Below are 18,677 nucleotides of genomic sequence, written 5' to 3'. Positions count from 1 at the left end.
CTGGCCCAGGAAGTCGGGCGTCCGCGCCGCGCACGGGCCGGCCGGGGCGCGGGCGGTGTGTCAGGCCGCCGCACGGAAGACGTACGCCGTCATCGGGGCGGTGGCCGGTCCCGGGCCCAGGCGGGTTCGCATCTCCTCGATGACGGTGGCGCGGACGGCCGGGTCGGCGCCGCGTTCCTCGACGGCCGCGCGCACCGGTGTTCCGGTGAGGTACCCGTCGGCAAGGTCGGCGATTGACCCGGCACGGCCCCGGAGCGTGAGCTCCTGCTCGTCCTCGACGGTGAACCCGGCGGCCGTCAGGTCGGCGGCCACGACCGCGGGATCGGCGTAGCCGTGCGGAACCGTGCGGAGGAACCGCGGCGGGTCGTGGGGGAAGGCCCGCTCCAGCCCGGCCTGCAGCGCGACTTCGAAGCCGTGGGCTCCGAGCGGGCCCCAGGTGTTGAACAGGAACCGGCCGCCCGGAGTGAGCACCCGGCGGACCTCGGTGAAGGCCCCCACGCGGTCGGGGAAGAACATGACGCCGAACTGGCAGGCCACCAGGTCGAAGCCGCCGTCCGGGAACGGCAGCCGCTGGGCATCCGCCTGCCGCCACGTCGCGCCGGAGCAACGGGCCGATCCGAAGGCGACCATGTCCTCGTTGAGGTCGGTGGCCGTGACCTCGGCCGACGGCACCGCCGATCGCAGGGCGGACGTCAAGGCGCCGGTCCCTGCGGCAAGTTCGAGAACGCACCGAGGACGGAGCGCCGCCGCTCTGGCGGCCAGGTCCGCGGCGAAGGGCTGGAAGACCACCGGCACGAGGTGCTGCTCGTAGGCCGCCGTCATGGACTCGGACCACCGCCGGTCGGCATTGATTTCCGCCACTCGCGCAACGGTAGCGTCGGGAGAGGACGCCTCTTCTCCGCCGCGCCGCGCCTAGTACGAGTCGGCCGTGACCGAGTAGCCGGCTCCGGCGGTGAGGTCGGGGCGGTTTCCGTGACCGGCCTCCGCGAGGTTCTGGGAGGTGAGGAAGAAGATCGACAGGGTCATGTCGTCCTTGACGAAGTACAGGTCGCCGGGAGGGGCTTCGGGGTCCGGGCGCCATCCGTCCCGAACCGCCGCCGTCCGGTAGTGCGAGGTCACTTCGGCCCGCGTTCCGGGGAAGGCGTACGTCCGCTCCGGGTACACCACGACATCGCCGCTGTCCGCCCAGCAACCGGCGTCCACTTCCTCGAAGCCCCGGGCGACGGTTGCCCCTTCCGGGCGGGAGTCAAGGATGCCGAGCGCCGCCACCTCCTTCACCCGGCCTTCGGTCCCTTCGCAGGCGGAGTGGTGGGGGTGTGGAGGGGAGGGCGCGGAAAGGCCGGACGGGAGAACAGGCCGAGGAGCAGGATGCCGGGCACGGGGAGGTGCACGCTCGGCGTGTACGGCGGCCATGACGTCATCCCTCCCCGCCGAACCCGGGCGTGCGACCACGGTCCTGGACGGGCGAGGTCTGGCGGGTCGTCGCGGCCGACCAGCGTGGGACGCGCGGTCCGACCTCGACCTCGTCGCTCTGACCGGAGCTCTCAGAGCCGGACGAACGGGTCGGTGAGGTGCGGTGTCGCCAGGTGGACTGCGGCCAGAGTGCTCCGGTCTCCGCCCGCCAGTACGCGCTCCCTTGACTCCCTCGCCCGCTCCGCGTCCATCTCGCCGACGTAGTGGAGCCCGGGGTGGAGCAGCTGGAGCGCGTGCACCAGGAGGTCGCCCGTGACCGCCACCTGCTCGCGCCCCGACGTGACGAGCACGCTCTGGTGGCCCGGGGTGTGGCCGGGCGTCGCGACGGCGTGCCGGCCGGCGCCCAGTGCCGTGTCGCCGTCCAGCAGCCGGAGTTGTCCCGTCTTCCTCAGTGGGTCGATGAGCGAGGTGCGGAGCTGCGGGTTGACGACGTCGAGCGCGTCGAGTTCCGCCTGCTGGAGGAGGTAGGAGGCGTTCGGGAAGTACGGCCGGGAGTCCGCGCCGACGACGGCCCAGCCCACGTGGTCGGTGTGCAGGTGGGTGAGGACCACCGTGTCCACGTCGGACGGAGCGATGCCGGCGGCCGCCAGCGACTCGGGAAGCACCCCGGGCACCGGCGCCCACGAGGCCGCCGGGCTGTCCGCCGGGCCGATCCCCGCGTCGACGAGCGTCACCCCGTCGTCGGCGCGGATCGCGAACGCCCGGAACTGGAGCCACCAGCGCCCCTCCGCGTCGAGCGCGCCCGGATCGAACCGGTCGGCAGCCGCCCACTGTTCGTCGGTCGCGTCGGGAAAGGCGTTCGCCCGGGAGGTGGGGAAGGCGCCCGCTCCGTCGGCGAGCGCGATGACCGTGTACGGGCCTGTCCGGAGGGAAGGGAGCACGCGGCCGATCATGCCATCGGCCGCGCGGGCGTGGCCAGAGCCGTCGCCGCACCTCTCCCGCCGTCGCGTCGGGCCGCGCCGCGGCCGCGTCCCGGAGCACGTCTCGATCGCGACTCCGGCCGTGTCTCGGCTCCGTGTCTCGGCTCCGTGTCTCGGCCCCGGGTCTCGGCCGTGTCCCGGCCCCGGGCCCCGGCCCGCGTCCCGGCAGTGTCCCGGCGCGGGTTCCGGTCGTGTCCCGGCCCGCGTCTCGGCCCGTGACTCACACGCCGGCCACCAGCATGCCGCCCATCGCCAGCATCGTCGCCGCGACCAGCCCGTCCAGGACCCGCCAGGCCTTCGGCCGCGCGAGGACGCCGCTCAGGAGCCGGGCGCCGAAGCCGAGGGCGAAGAACCAGCCGAGGCTGGCCAGGGCCGCGCCCGCGCCGAAGGCCCAGCGCAGGTCGCCGCGGTCGGAGGCGAGGGAGCCCACGAGGAGCACGGTGTCGAGGTAGACGTGCGGGTTGAGCCAGGTCATGGCCAGGCAGGTCAGGACCGCGCGCCGGGCCGAGCCGCCGTCGGGCCCGGTCACGGTCAGGGCGGCGGAGGGGTCGGGGCGCAGGACGCGCCGGGCGGCGAGGACGCCGTACCCGATGAGGAAGGCGCCGCCCGCGAGGCCGACCGCCGTGAGGGCCGCCGGCCACGCCGTGACGACCGCGCCGACCCCCGCGACGCCGAGCGTGATCAGCACCGCGTCCGACACGGCGCAGATCGCGACCACGGCGAGTACGGCGTGGCCTCGGGCGCCCTGGCGCAGGACGAACGCGTTCTGGGCCCCGATGGCCACGATGAGGGAGAGCCCGGTACCGAATCCGGCGAGCACGGCGGCGACGAAACTGCTGGTCATGGGTACGACCGTAGGATCCACCGCTCCATGAGTACAGCTAAGGATTCTTAGGTACCCTTAGCCGTACTTATGGATGAGCTGCCCCTGGACCAGGTCCGCACGCTGCTCGCGGTCGTCGACGAAGGCACCTTCGACGCCGCTGCCGCCGCCCTGCACATCACGCCCTCCGCCGTCAGCCAGCGCGTCAAGGCGCTGGAGCAGCGCACCGGCCGCGTCCTGCTGGTGCGCACGAAGCCGGTGCGCCCCACCGACTCCGGCGAGGTGGTCGTGCGCTTCGCCCGCCAGCTGGCCCGCCTCGAACGGGACGCCCGCGCCGAACTCGGCCTGGAGGCCGAGCAGGGCCCGGTCCGCATCCCGATCGCGGTCAACGCGGACTCGCTCGCGACCTGGTTCCTGCCCGCGCTCACCCGTGTGCCGCAGGACCCGCCGATCTGCTTCGAGCTGCACCGCGAGGACGAGTCCCACACCACCGCGCTGCTGCGCGAGGGCCAGGTGATGGCAGCCGTCACCTCGTCCCCCGACCCGGTGGCCGGCTGCACGGTACGGCGCCTGGGCCTCGCCCGCTACCGGGCGGCGGCGTCACCCGAGTTCGCGGCCCGCCACCTCACGGGTTCCCTCCCGGAGGACCTGTGCGAGGCCCCGACGGTCGTCTTCGACCGCCGCGACCGTCTCCAGGACGCCTTCGTACGGTCCCTCACCGGCGGCCGCTCGGACGCCGGGCCCGTACGTCACCTGGTCCCCACCTCCGACGGCTTCCGCGACGCCGTCGCCTACGGCCTCGGCTGGGGACTCGTCCCCGAACCCCAGGCCGAGCCCCTCCTCCGTGAGGGCCGCCTCGTCGAACTGGCCCCGACGCGCCCCATGGACGTACCCCTGTACTGGCAGCAGTGGAAACTCGACTCACCGGCCCTGTCCGCGGTCGCCGAGGTCGTCGCCGCGGCGGCTGCCGAGGCCCTGCTGATCGACCGGGAAAGCAGCCGGGGGCAGGACCCGCGGCGATGGCGGAGGGCTCACCCGGGCCCGTCACCTCTCAACCGCCGCGCACCACGTCCCTGACGAACACCAGCGCGTCGCTGTCCGACAGCTGCCCGGGGTCCAGCGGGGCGTAGCCGAACCACGGCGACACGCGGGGCTGCGGGAGCGCGCCTCCCAGGTGGGCGGCCAGGTGGCGGTTGTCGACGAGGGAGCGGTCGCCGGGGAGCTCGTACAGGAGGCCTTCGAGGGTGGCCGGGGGCGGGGCGTCGACTCCCTGGTGAGGGAGGGTGCCGAGGGCGGTGGCCACGTACGCGTACTCCTCGCCGAGGCGCGCGCTCACCAGGGCGCCCGCGCTCCACCAGCGCAGCGGCGCTCCCCCCATCGTCATCGTGCTCCTCGTCCGCTGGAGGTGGGAGTTGTGGGCGTGGACGAGGGTCGGGCCGCGTTCGGCGAGGGCCAGGAGGTTGTCCGCCATCATCTGGTCGCGGGTGCCGACCAGGCGGGTCAGGCGGGCGGGGGAGGCGTCGGCCATGCCGTGGTGGTAGCGGAGCAGACCGAGAGCGGTGCGGCCGTGCAGGCGCGCGCGTTCGACGTCCTCCGGTGAGGTCGCCGCGATCAGGTGCGGGGCCTGGACTTCCAGAAGGGCCGTCAGGTCGTCGGCCAGCAGGCGAAGTTCCGCCGCCTCCGGCGACCGGCCGACCGAGCGGGACGGGTCGAGCATCGCCGCCGGATCCGTCCACCGGCCGTCGGGGCCGAGAAGGTGCTCCAGGGTCTTCGCCGTACAGGGGAGGAGATCCCGGTCGACATGGGCCGCGAGGTAGGCGTGGAGCGCGGCCAGCGCCTGCCGGGGGCTCTCCGCCGCGTGGATCTCCAGCGGACCGTCGAACCCCGCGAACCGCACCTGCTCGGCCCTCGGCCGGCCCTCGTTGTGCGTACGGAGCCACTCGACGAGCTCCCGGTTCCCCGCCGCCGCTCCCCAGCCGTGGCTGAAACCGGTCGCCATGACCTCGTCGATGTCGATGTCGATGTCGAGATCGATGTCGATGTCGAGGCCGAGGTCGATGCGGGGGGCGGGGCCGGGAGTGCCGGTGCCCGTCGTCACGTACGCGTCCACGATCCCGGCCTTGAGGCAGTCGCTCTCGATCGCGATCGTCCGGTAGCCCTCTTCCTCGACGAGGCGCCGGAAGAGGTCGTTGCGCACGGTGAGCAGCGCGTCCTCGCCGTGGGTGGGCTCGCCGAGGGCGAGCAGTCGGGGCCGTGCGGGGAGCAGCCCCATGAGGGCGGCGGGCTCGACGGCATGGGCGGTGTGCTGGATGTGAGTCGCCATGCCCTCAACGGTATCGTTGAACCTTCGGTGGAGACTTAGCCGCGCTAACCTGCTGTTCATGGGGCAGAACATGGAGCAGAACCTTCAAAGCGGTGTACGGCTCCGGCCGGTCGACCTGGCCCGCGCTCACGGGCTTTCCACCCAGGCGGTCAGGAACTACGAGGACTCCGGAATCCTCCCGCCCGCCGCCCGCTCGCCCCACGGTTACCGCGCTTACACCCCGCGCCACGCCGCCGCCCTGCGCGCCTTCCTCGCCCTCCTGCCCGGCCACGGGCACCGGACCGCGACGGCGATCATGCGGGCCGTGAACGAGGGCGCCGCCGACGAGGCCTTCCGGCTGATCGACGAGAGCCACGCCCAGTTGCTCGGGGACCGGCGGACCCTCCAGGCGGTGGAGAGGGCCCTGCGCGATCCGGGTGCGGAAGCGGAGCCCGAGGCCTCGGCCCCGCGGGACGCCGGCACGTTCATCGGGCCCCTCGCCGAGGCCCTCTCCCTCCAGCCCGCCACCCTGCGCAAGTGGGAGCGCGCCGGAGTCGTGCGCCCGCGCCGTGACCCCGCGACCGGGTATCGCGTGTACGACGAGGCCGACGTCCGGGACGCCCGCCTGGCCCACCTGCTCCGGCGGGGCGGGTACGTGCTGGAGCAGATCGCCCCGGTGATCGAGCAGGTGCGGGCGGCCGGCGGCCGGGAGTCCCTGGAGGCCGCGCTGGGAGACTGGCGCGCCCGTCTGGCCGCCCGCGGGCGGGCGATGCTGTCGGGCGCGGCGCAGCTGGACGCGTACCTGAGCGAGGATTGACCCCGTGGACAAGGATCAGGAAGACATGCGGGACGAGACGGCGGCGTGGCCGCGCGTGGGCATGCGGGTGAGGCTCGCCACCGAACTCCGGCTGACCGGCCGCCTCGTCGCGGTGGCGGACACCGGGGACGTGGCGGACGCCGGGGACGTGGCCGCCGGGGATGCGGACGACGGGGATGCGGACGACGCTGACGAGGTCGCCGTCGCCGGGTACCTCTCCCTCGCCGTCGGCCTCGAAGGCACCGTCGAGCGCGTCGTCGAGAACCGCGACCAGGGCAGGGCCGTCCGCGAGTACGAACGCCTGAAGTCCCTGCTCGACGACTTCGGCCACCAGATGCCGCCCGCCAGCAGGGCCCAGCTGGCGGACCAGGTCGCCGCCCTGGAGCCGGAGTGGGCCGCGTACCGGCGGCGCGGACCCCTCGTGAAGGTCCGCGTCCGTTTCGACAACGGGTTCGTGCTCGGTGACGCTCCCGCGGGCTGCCTCACCCCTGCCTGACCCCGCCGGCCGCCGCGTCGCGGTGCTTGAGGTTGACGACGGCGGCCCTGGCCAGCGCCGAGGGGCTGAGGAACCGCCCCGGACCGATCAGCCGCGAGGCGTACCGGTGCATGTGCCGGGCCACCGCTTCGTCGCGGGCGGCCGCCGAGAAGACGAGGCGTTCGACCGGGTTGAAGGGTCGGGCCCTGGCGTAGTCGACGGCGAGGAACTGGTGCCCGCGCAGCCGCCGCCCGTGCGTGCGGGCGTACGCCGCGAGCGCCCTGTCGAGGTCCCCCCGGCCGGTCGCCGGGCCGGCCACCGCCTCGGCGAGCCAGCGCGCGGACTCGAGGGCCCACCCGCACCCGACGCCCCACAGCGGATCGCCGGTGAGCGCGGCGTCGCCGACGAGCGCGAGTCCGGGCGCGGTCGGCCGGCGGCTGTGGAGCGGGTAGTCGACCGTTCCGATGAACTTCGAGACGCGCTCGGCGGAGTCGACGGGCGGGGCGTCGGGGAGGGCGCGCACGAAGTCGAGGAAGCTGCCCTCCAGGTCTGCCCGGAAGGCGGGCAGCCGTGCCTTGCCGGGGAGGACGGCGAGGACGGTGACCCCGTCGTCGTTGGGGAACGCGTACGCCATGTCCGGTTCGAGGAACCAGACCTGGCCGATCCCGCCCGGGAGCGGCAGGTCGCGGAAGTGCGCGAGGTACCCGAACCGCCCGTTCTCGTACTCCCGCGAGGGCACTCCCGCGTACTTCGCGACGGCCGAGTCCTTGCCGTCGGCGCCGACGACCAGCCGGGCGCGGATCTGCCGCTCGGAGCCGTCGGGCGCGGTCGCGCGCACGCCGACGGTCCGCCCCGCCTCCTGGACCAGTCCCTTCACCTGGTGCCCGAGCAGGAGGTCGACCCCCGGCGTCTCGGCCGCGCGGGACCTGATGAGCGGGTCGAGGACGCTGCGGCGGATGTTGTACGCGTACGGGAGCTCGGGTCCCGTCGAGGCGGCGCGGGGCTCGATCCATCCCCAGCGGGTGTACCAGCGGGCCTCGTTGCGCACCGCGCCCGCGCGTTCCAGGGCGGGTACGAGGCCGAGCTCGTCGAGGACCGGGTGGGCGTTGGCCGTGATCGAGTGGGTGCAGAGCACCTTGTACGCCTCCGGGTCGGAGCGGCGCTCCAGGAGGGCGACACGGGCCCCGCGCCGGGCGAGGAGGATCGCGGCGGCGCTGCCGGCGAGGCTGGCGCCGCTGATGACGACGTCGTGGTCACTGCCGCTGTCGGTCGTGCTCATGCGCTGATCGCCCCCTGGGTGTGGCCCGGCGCGCCCCGGTGCGGGCCGACGTGGGCCGTGACGGTCCGGCCATGCGGTTACCCGACAGTATTCCTTCGGAGCAACTTCTGTCAGGAGCATGGCTGATCGACCAACGGCCAAGGGGACGGCCGGGACTCACCCCGCGGGTCGGGTCTCACCCCAGGGATCGGACCTCACCCGAGGACCAGCACCACCGCCAGCGCGACGAGCAGCGAGTCGATCCGGTCGAGCAGCCCGCCCGTCCCCGCCAGCCACTGCCCCGCGTCCTTCGCGCGGGCGCCCCGCTTGACCATCGACTCCAGCAGGTCCCCCAGCGGTCCGCCGATCGCCACGGCGACGGCGGCCTGCCACGTGAACGACGAGAGGAGCGCGAGCGTCCCGAGGCCGGCCGCCGCCCCGGCCAGCGTGCCGCTCCATCGTTTGGCGGGCGACAGCGGGGAGAGGTGCGGGCCGCCGAAGCGGGGACCCGCCGCGAACGCCACGATGTCGGCGACCGACACCGCCACGAACAGGACGAGCCCGAGGACGCCGAGCGACACGAGCCCGGCGAGGACGCCCAGCCACACCAGGCCCAGGACCCCCGCGCCGAGCCGCCGGAGGCCGTGCTCCGTGTCACCGGCGAACAGGGGTACGGCAGCGATGGCGAGGGCCCCGGTCCCGGCCGCCCGCAGCAGTTCCCCCGGCGCGAGCCACGCCGTCACGACGAGCCCGACGACCGCCGCGCCGAGCACCGCGCGGTCCAGGGGGCCGAGACCGAGCAGCCCGCCGTACTCCGCCACCGCCACGACCGCGACCAGGGCCGCGAGCAGCGCGATCCCCGGCTGACCGCACCAGAACGCGGCCGTGACCAGCGGTACTCCGACAGCCCACACGCACCAGCGCTGGATCAGCTCCCGCCGCCGGGTGGCCGCGACGGCGATCCCGCCGACGGCCAGGGCCCCGCCGAGGTACGGCACGAGCGCGCCGACCGACGTCACGGCGCGACCCGCACGGGGGACGCGACGGAGGCGCCCTCCGGCTCCGGGGAGCGGAGCGCGGCGAGGACCTTCGCGCACGCCTCCACCACCCGCGCGTTGTCCGCCGTGTCCCGTACGGCGATCCGCACCGTCCGGCCCTCGAACGCGGGCGACATCGGCGACAGGTCCCGCAGGTACACGTCGTGGCGCCGGCACGCGCGGACGAAGTCCGCCGCGCCGGCCCCGCCGAGGGGCAGGGTCACGGACAGGTAGTTGGCCGCGCCCTCGTCGACGGACGCGAAGCCGTCGAGCTCCGCCAGCGCGGCGGCGAGCTCGCGACGCAGCTCGTGGGTGCGTGCCCAGCGCTCGGCGTAGTACGCCGGGTCGCGCAGCGCCGTCACGGCGGCGATCTGGGCCGGCAGGCTCACGGGCCACGGCGGCGTCCAGCGGCGCAGCTCGCCGGCGGTCTCCGGGTCGGCGACCAGGTACGCGGCCCGCATGCCCGACAGAGCGTACATCTTCGACAGCGAGGTGCAGACGACGACCCGGGGATCGGCGGAGGCGAACGAGGCGAGGGAGTCGGCCGGGTCGACGTACCCGAGGTACGCCTCGTCGATCCACCAGCGGGTGGGCTCGGGGGAGGCCTCGATGACGGTGCGCAGGGCCTCGGCCGGGGCGTGCCGGCCGGTCGGGTTGTTCGGGTTGACGACGACCACGAGGTCGTACGAGCCGGCGCGGGTCATGGCGGCGAGCCGGTCGGGGTCGATCAGCCAGCCGTCCTCACGGCTGAGCCGGAGCCGGTCGACGTGGCAGCCGATCACCCGCTCGGTGACGTGCGCGTACTCGCCGTAGCTCGGGTCGAGGAGGAGGACGCGACTGGCGGGCGTCAGCCACCGGCCGAACGCGCGGAAGATCAGGTCGGAGGAACCGGCGCCCACGGCCACGCATTCCTCCGGCAGCCCGCGGACGGCGGCGATCTCGGAGACCAGCCCCTCCGCGCCGGTCGGCGGCGAGGTCCGCGCGGCCCACCCCAGGTCCTCCGTCAGGACGGCGCGCACGTCGGGGGAGGGCGAGAACCAGGCGTCGAGGACATCGGCCGCGACGACCTCGTGACGGCGGTCCAGCGTCCGGAAGTCCGTGCCGATCGCGTTGAAGAACGCGCCGCCGTGCTCGCAGCCGTCCGCGCGCGGCGCGAAGGGGACGTCGAGCTGCCAGTCGAGCCCGGCCCGCAGCCGCTCCAGGGTGCGGCCGTGACTCCTCATCACCGTCCGCTGGAGCTCCGCGACCGACCCGCTCAGGACCTCGAACCGCACGGCGCCCGAGCGGATCGTCCGCCCCAGCGGCCGCAGACCGGTGGCGAGGTACATGGAGAGCAGCTCCGCGCGGCCCATGGCCACCACGAGGCGCCCGCCGCGCGCCGCGACCCAGCGCAGCGCCGCGTACATGAGGAGCGGCGCGGCGGAGGTCGACCGCCAGCGCTCCTCGACCGTCAGGACGCGTATCTCGAAAGGCGCCTCGTCCGACAGGACGGGCAGTTCGTCGCGCGTCAGGTACTTGTCGAGCGAGTACCGGCCGACCCACGGCGGGGTGAGGCTGACGAACCCGATCCGCGTCTCGCCGCGCGCGGCGACGAGGTAGATGTTCTCCCCGTCGAGCCCGTCGCTCAGCCGCCCGGACGGATCGACCGGATGCTGCCCCAGCTCCTCCGCGTACACCCGGTGCCGCAACTCGTGGATCCACTCCCGATCCTCGGGCGTCGCCGTGCGGAGCTGAAGCGCGTGGTGCATGTGTCCCCCTGAGACGGGTCGGTCGTGGTCCACCAGCATGAACGAGCCTGGCCGTTGGCCACCTGAGTATGCGTACTCACCCGAGGCGCGGCGAAACTGGCGGGCGGTCAGCAACGCGCCGCGGGACATGTAGCGTCTGGATCATGGAATCGCCGAGCGGAAACACCACCGACCAGGCACCGGCGGACCCCGTCGCCACCGACGACATGCTGGCGACCCAGCCGGTCGGCTACTGGAGCGGTCTGGTCCACACGGCCGTCACCCGGCTTCTGCGCGACGCCATGGCCAGGATCGACGTCACGCAACCTCAGTACTGGGTGCTCAACCGCGTGAAGGGCGGCCCGGCGGCGCCGAGCAGGGAGGAGGTCGTCGCGCAACTGACGCACCTCGCGGACGGCCCGCACGAGATGGCCCGGGTCGTCGACCAACTGCTCCACCGCGCGTGGCTCAGGACCGACGACGCCAGGAACCTGCACCTCACGGAGGCCGGGGAGGACGCCAGGGGACGCATCCGCGAACTCGCCACCGAGGTGCGCGCCACGGTCCACGAGGGCATCAGCGACGAGGAGTACGTGGCAGCGCTCAAGGTACTGCGCAGGATGGCGGCCAACGCCGAGGGCGACGGGGGACTCGGCCGCCCCTAGGGCGGTCCGACCCTGATGAGCACCTCGTCGTGACATCTCCGTGTCCGCCGTCCGAGGCATGACAGCGGAGGATGAGGGCCGGCAAACAGGCGGCGCCGCACGGCGGTTCGCGGCACGATGGCCGCCATGAGCAGTGTCATCGAAGCGATCAAGGGGAATCCTGAGGTCTTCGCCGCAGTGGTCGCGTTCATCGGGATTGGCGGGGGCATCCTCGGCAACTTCATCGGTGCGCGGATCCAGGTGCGGGGTGGCCGTGCACAGGCGGATGCTGCTCGGGATGCCGCTCGCATCACGGCAGAGGCGCTGCGGCTGGCAACGCTCCGAGACGACCGCAGGCGTGAGATAGCCCAGTTCGTACAGAAGGCGCGACAGACGGTGTCCCATGCGAAGGCGCTGTATCAGCAGGACCGCGAGGGGGTTGACCAGGAGGCCGTTCGGACAGCGTATCTGGAGCTGTCACAGAAGCAGGCGGAGCTTGAACTGATCGCCCCGGCGAGCCTGGTGGAGTTGGCTCACCGGGTCGTCGTGGCGGTGGAGAGCTGCATGGACCTCGCGGATGACCGCGCGCCGGCGGAGCGAGTTCGCCGCGGGCTGGAGGTCATCCCCGTGTTGTCGACGCACTACCTCTGGGCACAGCGAGCGCTCCGCGCGCTGGACGGCGCACGTGTCGCCAACCTCGCGCGTGACGGCGACGAGTATGAGGCTTTCAGATCGGCGGCCCGTACGGCGCTGGAGGAGCTGCCCCACATGAGTGAGGACGAAAGGCTTCTCTTGCTCGACGACACGTACCGGTTCCACCTTCGCGAACGGCGGCGGGACCATGACGAGAGCCTCAACGCCGCTCTTGGCGAGTTGGTGACGGCTGCACGCCGCCTGCTGAAGTCCGAGGACGTCGGCTAGGACGTTCGGTACGGATCACCGTGCAGGCCAGAGGAAGATCCCCGCGATGGGGGGCCCGGCCACGAAGATGGTCGCGGTCTCTGCGGCACCGCCGTGCACGGAGCGACCTCAGGGACGCCGAGCACTCAGTCGGCGGAGGTCGCCGCTGTCGGCTCGTCCGGGAGACTCCGCGCGGGGGCGATCCGGTGCCGAGGCTGATGTGCCTGGTCCGATCCGCCCGTCGAGGTGAGTCCGCCATGGGCCCATCTCCTCAGGGGCATGACATTGGCCGTATCTCGTCTCCCGTCCCACGCGCCCGCCCGGGCCTAATGATGCTCCCGCGCCATGCGCTGCGCGGTGGTCGTGACGACAGCCCGGGGGGAACCATGAACCACACAGGCGGCATCGGCGTACCACCTCCCGGGTCGCCGCCGCGGGTTCCGCCCGGGCCGCCGTCCCAGCCACCTCCCGACGTGCCGCCGATGCCGCTGCCGCCCCGAAGGGGGCAGCGGCTGCAACTCCGGGTCCAGCGGCAGATCCTTTGGGTGGGGTCGGCGGCCGTTCCGTTGCGGAACGTCAGTTGGGTCGAGGTGTTCCGACTGAAACCCGCCTGGGGCAAGGTCGGCGGATTCCTTTTGCTGCTGGTGGTTCTGGCCTTCCTGGCCGCAGACCAGTCCGACTTCGCGGACGGCGGTGGGGGCCATGTGCCGGGCGTCCTGCTCGCGATCGCCTTCTTCGCCGTCTGCGCCGTCCTGATCCGGTCGAGGAAGCCGGTGCTGGTCGTCGAGCTGAACAGTGGTTCCAGGGTGCTTCTGACCCTGCCGAACATGGAAGAACTCCGGGCGGTCGCCGGGCAGATCGTGTACGCGATCGACCACCCGGAGTACGAGTTCTCCGCCGTCCTCGAACAGCACAACACCACGAACAACTTCGGTTCCGTCGTCAACATGCGCGGCGGCCGGGGAAACACGGGGATCAAGCTGTGAGCGACGCGTCGAACGGAGGACACCCGCTATGCGGGAGCCGAGCCGATTCCCGTTACCGAGGACGTCCCCCGGCGGGTGCGGGTGCGGGTAAGGCAGCGGCGCAGGGCAATGGCGCGGGCCGGCGAGTAGAGCGCGGCTGGCGGGTTCTCGGGGGACAGCGTGACGACGGTCGGATCAGTCGTCCTCCCTGTAGGTCATGAACCAGTGGGTGTCGAAGAAGTGGGCCATCGTGAACGGGTGGTGCGGTTCGACGAGGACGCGGCAGACGAACTCGGCCGTCTGGCAGCCGAAGGGCACCTCCTCGCCGTCCGAGGAGCTGATGACGACGGGCCAGCGGTCCGGGTCGTCGCCGTCCGTCCTCCAGCAGTAGAGGTTCTCGTGCTCCGTACTGGCCCAGATCAGGAGACCGTCTTCTCTCAGGCTCGTCCACGGCTCCTGGTTCAGGCCCAGGAATCCGTCGAAGGCGCCCTCGCCGAACGTCTCGACCATGCGGCGGTAGTCGCTCGGCAGCGCGGTGCCCAACCGGGACTCCGTCTCCGCCCAGTCCACGTCCGGCCGCCGGTCGGGCCGAGTCCAGCCGGTGAGGTGCTTGAGGCGTTCGAGCCAGTCGACGTCCTCGTCCTCGTCCCCGTTCCGGGCGGCCTCCGGCGGTGCCGGTACGGCTCGGTGTGCGGCGACCAGCACCAGCCGCTCGGTCCCCTCGGGGTCCCGCGCCGTCCCCGTGCCGATCCACTGATCCCCGTACGCCCACGCCCGTATCGTCACGGCGCGGCCCTCGAACGGGAGCAGGAGGGCCGCGCCCTTGGAGTCGTCGACCGTCGGGTCGGTGAAGCCGTCGAGGACGAGGGTGCGCGGGGCGCCGTACCGGTCCGCGAGGAGGCAGGTCAGCTCCTGCCGGTCCAGCGTGTCGGGCAGGTACAGGGGGCCGTGCCCCGGGACGAGCCGGGCCAGCAGGTCGTTGACGGTCGCGTGCGTGAGCTCCATGACTCACAGTGAAGCGCACGCCACTGACAATCCCCCTGCCCAGCCCCGTCCGGGCGCCCGGTGGCCCCCGTTCAGAACCGGCTGGAGCTGATGAAGAAGCAGCTCGCGTAGGACGTCCCGGACTTCAGGGACCACTTGCCGGTGTACGGGCGGACGTCGCTGGAACCGGCGCCGCGGACCACGACGTCGTACGTGCCGGGCTTGAGGCGGATCGTGATCTCGTGGGCGGAGAGCGAGCAGGAGCCGTAGAGGCCGCCCAGCGGGCTCGTGGGCAGGGTGCGGGTGGCGCACGTCGAGCAGGCGGCGATCGTCTCCGTGCCGTTCTCCGGGCCCGCGTACAGGACCTCCAGCCGCTCGTCGGAGTCGTTGGTGATCACCAGCTCGGTGGTCCCGGCCGGGGCGGTTCCCTCGGCGGCCGGCGGCGGCAGGGCGCCCGCACTTCCCTTCCTGGCGTCGGCCACGTCGACGGCGATCAGCAGATCGGCGGCCTTCGTCGCGTACGGCCCCGTGGTCACCTCCTTCAGCGCGGCGCGGGCCTCCTGGTACTTCCCGGCGTCGTACCGCTCCCGCCCGCAGGTGTACCGGACGCGGGGCAGGTCGGCGCGGGCCCTGTCGGCGACGGCCTCCGCGCCGGGCACCTTCGTGTCGCCGAGCCGGACGAGGTCGGCCAGGCGCCCCATCCCGGCGCAGGGGTGCGCGGCGGCGGTGGCGAGGGCGTCCGCGCGGAGCACGTCGATCCGGGCGGCCACGAGTTCGGCCTGCGGGGAACCGGGGGTGTCGGTGACGATGGAGTGGTAGATCCGGATGATCTCGTCGTTGCCCCAGCTCTCCCATGAGGCACGCGGCGTGTCGCCGGAGGCGGTCGCCCGCGCCCGCTCGACCGCGACCTTCGCGTCGCCGAGGGCGAGGCGGAGCGCGGCGAGACGGGGCTCCCCGCTGCCGAAGCGGTCCTCGAAGTCGGCGACGGCGTACTGGTACGCGTGCTCGGCGGCCTCGGCGTCGCCGCTCCTCACGGCGCTCTCGCCCGCCAGCGTCTGTTCGCAGGCGAACCGTCCGGTGCGCGCGGCGCTCGGCGCGGGGCTCAGCGTGAACTCGTTCAGCTCGCCCTCGACGCGGGTGTAGTGCGGAAGCGCGGCGGCGCAGTCCCCGGCGAGCTGCGCGGCGTCGGCCTTCTCCAGCGCGTCGGACGCCGTGAGGCGGAGTCCGGCGAGCCCGCCCAGGGCGAGTGCGAACCCGAGGCCGGCGGCGATCAGGGACCGGCGCCGGACCGGGCGCGTGACGCGGGGGTGGTGGGGGAGGAGCGCGCGTACCAGGGCGAAGAGCAGGATCGCGGCCCACGCCCCGTACAGCCAGGTCCACACGGCCGGAGCCGTCCCCGCGTTCAGCGTCACCGCGAGGCCGAACAGCGCCAGCGTGCCCAGGGCGGACCGGACGAAGGCGGCGCGGCGGCCCAGCGCGGCGAACCCGGCGCTCGGCGCCGCCGCGATGACCAGGGCGGCGGCCCACACGTACCAGGGTCCTAAGCCGGATGAACTCTCCAGTGCCGTCGTGGTGGTGGTCGTCAGCATGGGTGTCCCCTTGAGTAAGTGAGAGGATCGTTCAACAATCCCTCAAGGTAGGGGAGTTATCCGGCGCCTGTCACCCGTCTTGACGACCCGCTGCGAGCCGGCCGATCGCCGTCCGGCGTCCGGGTTCAGGCCTCGTCGTGCAGTTCGGCCTGGACGCGGCGCGACGGGCGGAAGGCGTACAGGTCGAGGATCCCGGGCGGTTCCGTGAGGCCGGGGCCGCCGGCCCGGACCCAGTCGGTGATGTCGGCGGCGGCGTCGGGCTCGTTGACGAGCCCGAGCCAGACCGGACGGCCGCCGCTCCTGCGGCCCTCGGCGGACGGCTGCACCACGATGACGTTCGCCCGCTCGCACGCGTCGAGACAGTCCGTCACGCGTACCGTCGCCGTCCCGGCGAGGGCCTGGCGAAGCTCGCGGAGCTGGGCCGCGTGGTCGAGGCCGGGCACCTTGGAGCTTCCGCAGCAGCACCCGCGGCACACGGTGACGGTGGGCCGGTCGGTGCCGGGGGAGGATCCGCGGGACGAACCGCGGGACGAACCGCGGGACGAACCGCGGGACGAACCGACGGAAGAACCGGCGGAAGAACCGGCGGAAGAACCGGCGGCGGGGGCGGTACGACGGATGCGCTTGCTCACGCGGAGTCCTTCGGGACGGTCCGGGCCGGGGGCTGGGAGGCGGTCCCGGAGAACCGGGGCCAGGCGGCCTCGCGCAGCAGGCGCAGGCCGTTGAGGCCGACGACGACCGTGGAGCCCTCGTGGCCCGCGACGCCGAGGGGCAGCGGGAGCGTGCCGATCAGGTCCCAGGCGACCAGGACGGTGAGGAACGCCCCGGCGACGGCCAGGTTCTGGACGACGAGTCGACGTGCGGTACGGGAGAGGTCCACGACCGAGGGGATGGCGGCCAGTTCGTCGCGGACGACGACGGCGTCGGCGGTTTCCAGGGCGAGGTCCGAACCGGCCTTGCCCATCGCGATCCCGACGTGCGCGGCGGCCAGGGCGGGGGCGTCGTTCACCCCGTCGCCGACGACGAGCACCCGGAGCCCCGCGGCCTCCCACTCCTTGACGGCGGCGACCTTGTCCTGCGGCAGCAGCCCGGCGCGGACGTCGGTGATGCCGACCTCGGCGGCGAGACGCCCGGCGGCCCGCGCGTTGTCCCCGGTCAGGAGGACGGGGGTGCGGCCGGTGAGGCGGGCGAGCGCGGCGACGGTGGCCGCCGCGTCGGGACGCGGCCGGTCCGTGACGCCCAGCACGCCCACCGGCGTCGCGTCCCTCAGGACGACGACGGCGGTCCTCCCGGCCGCCTCCAGCTCCTCGACGGCGTCCACCGCGGGCACGGCACCCTGTTCGGCACCGTTCGGCAGCAGTGCGGGAGCGCCGACCGTGACCGTCCGCCCGTCGACCCCGGCGGTGACGCCCCGGCCGGGAGTGGCGGCGAAGTCCTCGGCCCGGGACAGCGTCAGGCCGCGTTCGCGCGCCGCGTCGACCACGGCCCGCGCGAGCGGGTGCTCACTGGGGTGTTCGGCGGACGCCGCCAGCGCGAGGAGCGCATCCTCGTCGAGCCCGCTGCCGGGCAGGGGGCGCACGTCGGTGAGGTGCGGCGTGCCCTCGGTGAGGGTGCCCGTCTTGTCGAGGGCGACGATGTCGGTCCGGCCGAGGCTCTCCATGACGACGGCGGACTTGGCGAGCACGCCGTGCCGCCCGGCGTTGGCGATGGCGGAGAGCAGCGGCGGCATCGTGGAGAGCATCACCGCGCACGGCGAGGCGACGATCATGAACGTCATCGCCCGCAGGAGCGCAGAGTCGAGGGTGTCGCCGAAAGCGAGCGGGACGCCGAAGACGGCGAGCGTCGCGAGGACCATGCCGATCGAGTAGCGCTGCTCGATCTTCTCGATGAACAGCTGCGTGGGCGCCTTGGTCTCGGACGCCTCCTCGACCATCTGCACGATCCGGGCGATCACCGACTCCGACGGGTCGCGTTCCACCCGTACGCGCAGGGCGCCGGTGCCGTTGACCGTGCCCGCGAACACCTGGTCCCCGGCGCGCTTGGCGGCCGGGAGCGGTTCCCCGGTGATGGTGGCCTGGTCGACCTCGCTCACCCCGTCGAGCACCCGCCCGTCCGCGCCGACGCGCTCCCCGGGCCGTACGAGGAGGGTGTCGCCGACCGCGAGGAGCCCGGCGTCCACCGTCTCCTCGGCGCCGTCCGGCAGGAGCCGGGTGGCGGTCGTGGGGGCGAGGTCGAGCAGTCCGCGGACGGAGTCGGCGGTACGGGCGGTGGCGACGGCCTCCAGGGCGCCGGAGGTGGCGAAGATGACGATCAGCAGCGCGCCGTCCAGGACCTGGCCGATCGCGGCGGCCCCGAGGGCGGCGACGACCATCAGCAGGTCCACGTCCAGGGTCCGGTCCCGGAGCGCCTTGAGCCCCTCCCAGCCCGGCTCCCAGCCGCCGGTGACGTAGGTGGCGGCGAAGAGCACGCCCCAGAGCCACGCCGGGCCGCCGAGCAGGTGCACCGGCAGGGCGAGCGCGAACAGGGCCAGCGACGCGAGCGCCCAGCGGGCCTCGGGCAGTGCGAGCAGACGGGTCCTGCGGCGCGGCGGAACCGGACGCGGGGCGGCGGCGGCCGCGGTGGTCGCACCGGTCGCCGCGCCGTTCTCGGCGGGGGTGTCGGTCGGCGCGGACCGCCGGCCGTCCAGGGCAGAAGGCATGACGAAGCAACCCTTCGCGGGCGGAGTGTGGGCAGGACACCACCGTACAGGAACATCTGAAGAGC

The 18,677-nt window shown here is 73.5% G+C and carries 18 protein-coding genes; 6 read left to right on the top strand and 12 right to left on the bottom strand.

Annotated elements, in window-relative coordinates; genetic code table 11:
- Positions 1 to 60: 60 nt before the first annotated feature.
- From AB0G79_RS10450 to AB0G79_RS10435, 4 genes are all read right to left on the bottom strand, one after another.
- On the bottom strand, positions 61 to 822 hold the full coding sequence (locus AB0G79_RS10450) for a class I SAM-dependent methyltransferase (RefSeq protein ID WP_360804269.1): 762 nt from the start codon (positions 820 to 822) through the stop codon (positions 61 to 63).
- Between the two features lie 90 nt (positions 823 to 912).
- Entirely contained in the window at positions 913 to 1,278 is a 366-nt protein-coding gene (locus AB0G79_RS10445; RefSeq protein ID WP_360803330.1) for a hypothetical protein, read from the bottom strand.
- Between the two features lie 266 nt (positions 1,279 to 1,544).
- The gene (locus AB0G79_RS10440; protein WP_360803327.1) at positions 1,545 to 2,354 is read right to left on the bottom strand and encodes an MBL fold metallo-hydrolase; all 810 of its coding nucleotides are present in this window, start codon (positions 2,352 to 2,354) and stop codon (positions 1,545 to 1,547) included.
- Between the two features lie 259 nt (positions 2,355 to 2,613).
- Complete coding sequence (locus AB0G79_RS10435) at positions 2,614 to 3,237, bottom strand: LysE/ArgO family amino acid transporter (RefSeq protein ID WP_360803324.1); 624 nt, start codon at positions 3,235 to 3,237, stop codon at positions 2,614 to 2,616.
- Between the two features lie 69 nt (positions 3,238 to 3,306).
- On the opposite strand from AB0G79_RS10435, the gene AB0G79_RS10430 reads away from it, so the two are divergent.
- Positions 3,307 to 4,293, top strand: a complete 987-nt coding sequence (locus AB0G79_RS10430; RefSeq protein WP_360803321.1) for a LysR family transcriptional regulator ArgP — start codon at positions 3,307 to 3,309, stop codon at positions 4,291 to 4,293.
- Here AB0G79_RS10430 and AB0G79_RS10425 read toward each other — a convergent pair.
- A complete protein-coding gene (locus AB0G79_RS10425) occupies positions 4,268 to 5,539 on the bottom strand; it encodes an erythromycin esterase family protein (protein ID WP_360803318.1) in 1,272 nt (423 codons plus the stop codon). The two genes, AB0G79_RS10430 and AB0G79_RS10425, sit on opposite strands and share 26 nt — an antisense overlap.
- A gap of 70 nt (positions 5,540 to 5,609) precedes the next feature.
- On the opposite strand from AB0G79_RS10425, the gene AB0G79_RS10420 reads away from it, so the two are divergent.
- Together AB0G79_RS10420 and AB0G79_RS10415 are read left to right on the top strand one after the other, a co-directional pair.
- Positions 5,610 to 6,335 carry a TioE family transcriptional regulator gene (locus AB0G79_RS10420; RefSeq protein ID WP_360804266.1) on the top strand — a complete coding sequence of 242 codons (726 nt, stop codon included), beginning with the start codon at positions 5,610 to 5,612 and terminating at the stop codon, positions 6,333 to 6,335.
- Positions 6,336 to 6,339: 4 nt separating this feature from the next.
- Positions 6,340 to 6,831 (top strand): hypothetical protein, encoded by a 492-nt coding sequence (locus AB0G79_RS10415; protein WP_360803315.1) that lies wholly within the window; start codon positions 6,340 to 6,342, stop codon positions 6,829 to 6,831.
- On the opposite strand, the gene AB0G79_RS10410 is transcribed toward AB0G79_RS10415, so the two are convergent.
- The 3 genes from AB0G79_RS10410 to AB0G79_RS10400 form a co-directional block, all read right to left on the bottom strand.
- The gene (locus AB0G79_RS10410) at positions 6,818 to 8,089 is read right to left on the bottom strand and encodes an NAD(P)/FAD-dependent oxidoreductase (RefSeq protein ID WP_360803312.1); all 1,272 of its coding nucleotides are present in this window, start codon (positions 8,087 to 8,089) and stop codon (positions 6,818 to 6,820) included. The genes AB0G79_RS10415 and AB0G79_RS10410 overlap by 14 nt on opposite strands.
- Positions 8,090 to 8,283: 194 nt before the next feature.
- A complete protein-coding gene (locus tag AB0G79_RS10405) occupies positions 8,284 to 9,087 on the bottom strand; it encodes a phosphatidate cytidylyltransferase (RefSeq protein WP_360803309.1) in 804 nt (267 codons plus the stop codon).
- A complete protein-coding gene (locus tag AB0G79_RS10400) occupies positions 9,084 to 10,853 on the bottom strand; it encodes a histidinol-phosphate transaminase (RefSeq protein WP_360803306.1) in 1,770 nt (589 codons plus the stop codon). Before AB0G79_RS10400 ends, AB0G79_RS10405 begins: the two co-directional genes overlap by 4 nt.
- A 143-nt stretch (positions 10,854 to 10,996) precedes the next feature.
- Between AB0G79_RS10400 and AB0G79_RS10395 the strand changes: the two genes are divergently transcribed.
- From AB0G79_RS10395 to AB0G79_RS10385, 3 genes are all read left to right on the top strand, one after another.
- The gene (locus AB0G79_RS10395; RefSeq protein ID WP_360803303.1) at positions 10,997 to 11,497 is read left to right on the top strand and encodes a MarR family winged helix-turn-helix transcriptional regulator; all 501 of its coding nucleotides are present in this window, start codon (positions 10,997 to 10,999) and stop codon (positions 11,495 to 11,497) included.
- Between the two features lie 126 nt (positions 11,498 to 11,623).
- Positions 11,624 to 12,397, top strand: coding sequence for a hypothetical protein (locus tag AB0G79_RS10390; protein WP_360803300.1), 774 nt, complete (start codon positions 11,624 to 11,626; stop codon positions 12,395 to 12,397).
- A 197-nt stretch (positions 12,398 to 12,594) separates the two neighbouring features.
- Positions 12,595 to 13,362, top strand: coding sequence for a DUF6232 family protein (locus AB0G79_RS10385; RefSeq protein ID WP_360804263.1), 768 nt, complete (start codon positions 12,595 to 12,597; stop codon positions 13,360 to 13,362).
- A gap of 174 nt (positions 13,363 to 13,536) precedes the next feature.
- Here AB0G79_RS10385 and AB0G79_RS10380 read toward each other — a convergent pair whose 3' ends face one another.
- The 4 genes from AB0G79_RS10380 to AB0G79_RS10365 form a co-directional block, all read right to left on the bottom strand.
- The gene (locus tag AB0G79_RS10380) at positions 13,537 to 14,346 is read right to left on the bottom strand and encodes a hypothetical protein (RefSeq protein ID WP_360803297.1); all 810 of its coding nucleotides are present in this window, start codon (positions 14,344 to 14,346) and stop codon (positions 13,537 to 13,539) included.
- Positions 14,347 to 14,417: 71 nt separating this feature from the next.
- On the bottom strand, positions 14,418 to 15,914 hold the full coding sequence (locus tag AB0G79_RS10375) for a hypothetical protein (protein ID WP_360803294.1): 1,497 nt from the start codon (positions 15,912 to 15,914) through the stop codon (positions 14,418 to 14,420).
- A 125-nt stretch (positions 15,915 to 16,039) separates the two neighbouring features.
- Entirely contained in the window at positions 16,040 to 16,390 is a 351-nt protein-coding gene (locus AB0G79_RS10370) for a (2Fe-2S) ferredoxin domain-containing protein (protein ID WP_360804260.1), read from the bottom strand.
- 152 nt (positions 16,391 to 16,542) lie between these two features.
- Complete coding sequence (locus AB0G79_RS10365) at positions 16,543 to 18,612, bottom strand: heavy metal translocating P-type ATPase (RefSeq protein WP_360803291.1); 2,070 nt, start codon at positions 18,610 to 18,612, stop codon at positions 16,543 to 16,545.
- Between the last annotated feature and the right edge of the window lie 65 nt (positions 18,613 to 18,677).

The organism is Streptomyces sp. NPDC020807, from assembly GCF_040641575.1.
In the GTDB taxonomy this organism is placed as follows: Bacteria; Actinomycetota; Actinomycetes; order Streptomycetales; family Streptomycetaceae; genus Streptomyces.
The sequence above is the reverse complement of the archived record's forward strand: the minus strand, read 5'-3'. Positions and strand labels throughout refer to the sequence as shown.